The 3,250-nt window shown below is 60.0% G+C and carries 5 protein-coding genes and 2 pseudogenes; 1 reads left to right on the forward strand and 6 read right to left on the reverse strand.

Going from position 1 to position 3,250, the window contains the following annotated elements; translation table 11 throughout:
- From JKG68_RS31495 to JKG68_RS31515, 6 genes and pseudogenes are all read right to left on the reverse strand, one after another.
- Positions 1 to 953 (reverse strand): annotated as a pseudogene (locus JKG68_RS31495) (IS3 family transposase); the annotation flags it as partial.
- Positions 954 to 1,029: 76 nt separating this feature from the next.
- Positions 1,030 to 1,155: a hypothetical protein gene (locus tag JKG68_RS34420; protein ID WP_281399275.1), complete on the reverse strand. Its 126-nt coding sequence runs from the start codon at positions 1,153 to 1,155 to the stop codon at positions 1,030 to 1,032.
- Between the two features lie 41 nt (positions 1,156 to 1,196).
- A complete protein-coding gene (locus JKG68_RS31500) occupies positions 1,197 to 1,502 on the reverse strand; it encodes a hypothetical protein (protein WP_202066290.1) in 306 nt (101 codons plus the stop codon).
- 25 nt (positions 1,503 to 1,527) lie between these two features.
- Positions 1,528 to 1,821, reverse strand: coding sequence for a hypothetical protein (locus JKG68_RS31505; protein WP_202066291.1), 294 nt, complete (start codon positions 1,819 to 1,821; stop codon positions 1,528 to 1,530).
- Entirely contained in the window at positions 1,818 to 2,027 is a 210-nt protein-coding gene (locus JKG68_RS31510) for a hypothetical protein (RefSeq protein WP_202066292.1), read from the reverse strand. Before JKG68_RS31510 ends, JKG68_RS31505 begins: the two co-directional genes overlap by 4 nt.
- A gap of 143 nt (positions 2,028 to 2,170) precedes the next feature.
- The gene (locus tag JKG68_RS31515; RefSeq protein ID WP_202066293.1) at positions 2,171 to 2,380 is read right to left on the reverse strand and encodes a cold-shock protein; all 210 of its coding nucleotides are present in this window, start codon (positions 2,378 to 2,380) and stop codon (positions 2,171 to 2,173) included.
- 495 nt (positions 2,381 to 2,875) lie between these two features.
- On the opposite strand from JKG68_RS31515, the pseudogene JKG68_RS33085 reads away from it, so the two are divergent.
- Positions 2,876 to 3,250, forward strand: a pseudogene (locus JKG68_RS33085) (hypothetical protein); the annotation flags it as partial.

Below are 3,250 nucleotides of genomic sequence, written 5' to 3' on the forward strand. Positions count from 1 at the left end.
GGCATTGAAGCTCTCGATGAAGCCGTTCTCCCACGGACTGCCAGGAGCGATGTAAGCCGTCTTCGCTCCGACGGCGGCGATCCACTCCTGGACGGCCTTCGCGACGAACTCCGCACCGTTATCTGACCGAATATGTTCGGGCACGCCGCGCAGGATGAACAGGTCCGAGAGCACATCGATCACATCTGTGGCCTTCAGCCGTCTCTGGACACGGATGGCGAGACACTCATGCGTGAACTCATCGATCACGTTCAGCATCCGGTACTTTCTCCCGTCATGGGTGCGATCCTCCACAAAGTCGTAGCTCCAGACATGGTTGGGCCTTTCCGCTCGCAGCCGGATACAGGATCCGTCATTAAGCCAGAGACGACCTTTCTTGGGTTGCTTATGTGGCACCTTGAGCCCCTCCCGCCGCCAGATCCGCTCGACCCGCTTGTCGTTGACGACCCAGCCGGCAGTCGAACGCAGAAGCTCTGCGATCTTGCGATAGCCGTAGCGGCCGTACTGGCGGGCGAGTTCAATGATGTCGGCGGTGAGCCGTGCCTCATCGTCCCGCCCTCGTGGAACACGCCGTTGTGTCGAGCGATGCTGTCCAAGCACACGGCAGACCCGGCGCTCGGACTGCTTCAGGGTGGATCGCACGTGATCGATGCAGGCACGGCGGCGGGCGGGGCTCACCAGTTTCCCGAGGCGGCCTCTTTAAGGATCTGCTTGTCCAGGGTGAGGTCTGCCACGGCGCGCCGAAGGCGGGCATTCTCCGCCTCAAGATCCTTCAAGCGCTTGACCTGATCGGATTTGAGCCCGCCGAACTCGGATCGCCATCGGTAATACGTGACCTCGGTCACGCCGATCATGCGAACGGCATCGGCAACGGACTGGCCTTGTGAGACCATCACATCAACCTGGCGCAACTTGGCGACGATCTCTTCCGGCTTGTGGCGCTTCCTGGGCATTGTGGTCCTCCTGTCTGCCTCAAGACATACTTCAAGGTGGACCAGTTCAATGGGGGTGGATCAATGCGTCGAGATGCTATCGCTTGCCACCGGATGGTTTTGCCGGTGTGCTGCCTTTGCCCAAGTTTGCGAAGGGCGAGGCTGGGATGGCATCCTTCGGCTTCTTTGCCTCGCGGTTGCCACGTTGTTCGCCTTTGGCCATGGGTGGTCTCCGTTGTTGGTGAGTTCGTGCGAAGGATCGTCTCAGTCGTGGGTCGGATTGTCGAGCAGATGATCGAAGTCGGCCATAACGCAGTCGATTAGCTTGCGGCGGCGCACATCGCTTGCATCCAAGTTCTGCGCCAAGAGGCCAAGCAGGTAGCGTGCCTTCTCGACAGCCTCTTGCCAATCAGTAGCGGGCGCAGCGGCCAGCAGGTCTTCGAGTTCCGCCTGTCTCGTGCGCAGCGCTTCCTGATCGGCTTCGACCTCGGACCGCAGGCGTCGAAGGTCGGTTGCTTTCTGGGCTGCCATGCCGCGATGGGTATCGAGATTGGTCGGTTGATCAACCATGAGGGGCTTTCCTCTGCTTTGTCGCTTACGCTCTCTCGGCCAGAAGCCGCGCCAGCGTCTTGGCCGGCTGGGCATCTTGGCCGACAGGCTCGGGCGGCAGGAGGTGCCACCCATGCGCCCGAAGCGCCCATCCCACGTCCGAGAGGCTGCCGAGCGGCTCGTGCGGCCAGGCGGGCTCGCCTGTGGGCGTGAGGATGATGAACTGCCGTGACGCCTTCATGCCGACGCGAGCGACATACAGGACCTCTTCACCCTCCCGGAGCAGCGCGACCGGTTCGTAGATCAGCGATCCCTGAAAGAAGGTGTCGCCGTCGGTCAAATGACTGATGCCTTGGCCGCGATCTCGCTTTCGCGCACGGCGCGCTCGCCGAAGCCGGACGATTTAATGCGGTACGAGACTTCACCCGTCTGGTCGGCCGGCATGAGGCGCGTCACCTCGTAGATGCCGCTGGCACTTGCACGCTTATCCGAAATACGCGGATGGGTGATGCGGACCAATTGATGAACCTGATACTTATGGGACATTCATTCCTCCTGGGCTTAACCGTTATCGAGCAGAGCGGGTAGCCGCTGCTGGTCGTTAGCCGGTAAAAACGAAAAAGCCGCCCCACGTGGGAGCGGTTTCGAGGCTTAGCGGCCCAGATTGTGGTCTGAGCCAATCATCAAGATCACGCGTTCTCGATGTTGTTGACGGCAATCTTGCCGGAGCGGCGGTCTTCGGCCGTGTCGAAGGCGACCTTTTGGCCTTCAACAAGGTTCCGCATTCCGGCACGCTCAAGCGCGGTCGCATGGACGAACACGTCCTTGCTGCCGTCGTTCGGCTGGATGAAGCCGAAGCCCTTCATGTCGTTGTAGAATTTCACAGTGCCCGTGTTCATGGGAAAGCCTTTCGCGATTGCTGCAGATGCACGTGAGCAAAGGCGCGCAGAAACACGGCCTGAACTCAGTTCGTCGATGTAATGGTGAGAAAGTCCGAACGTGCGCCTGGAAAGACCAAAAGCGAAACGACGCGATTGTCCGGCCAAAATCCGATAAATATCATATAGACACTTGCATAAAAAATAGCAAGTACTAGCTGGAGCCGCCCTTCGCCCGCAGAGAACTTATCATCTCCAACCTTGCCTCGTGGCTATAGCTCTGCAGTGCGGTGAAAGAAATAGCTTTACTACTTATCGGATCCATCTCGGGCGCACCCACCAGCTGCCACTGCTTAAGCACTCAGGCGCTCAGGTACACTGGAAAAGTTGCGTTGGCCTGCCACAATTTCGAGGGGGCCGAGTGCCTTGGGGGTCGGCAGCCGTCGACGTCACGATAACCCGGCTATCGCGGATGCTGCGATGGAGCCACTATGACCGGCCAATGCGGAGCATGCGATGAGTGCCCTTTTCGAGGAGCTTGATTATCGCCCCACTCCCATGGGAGCGCTCAGTCTTCGGCGCCGACGCAATCTCGTGAGCGGAGGTGACATCTACGAGATCAAGCTTGGTGACGAGTTCCTGATGTCGAGCCTGTTCACCGCATCAGAGATCGCCCGCGCACAGCTCGGGCTCGCAGCCCTATCGGAGCCTCCCTTGATGTGGTCGTCGGCGGCCTTGGCCTTGGCTACACCGCACGCGCCGTGCTGGAGCATGCACAGGTGGGCTCGCTCCTGGTCGTGGACGCCCTCGCGGAGGTATTGTCAGGTTGGCGAAGGATCGGGCTTATGGCAGGGTCTCGGGCATGATTACCACGTCCAATCCTTACCGAGG

This window comes from Microvirga aerilata, assembly GCF_016743775.1.
Taxonomy (GTDB): Bacteria; Pseudomonadota; Alphaproteobacteria; order Rhizobiales; family Beijerinckiaceae; genus Microvirga; species Microvirga aerilata.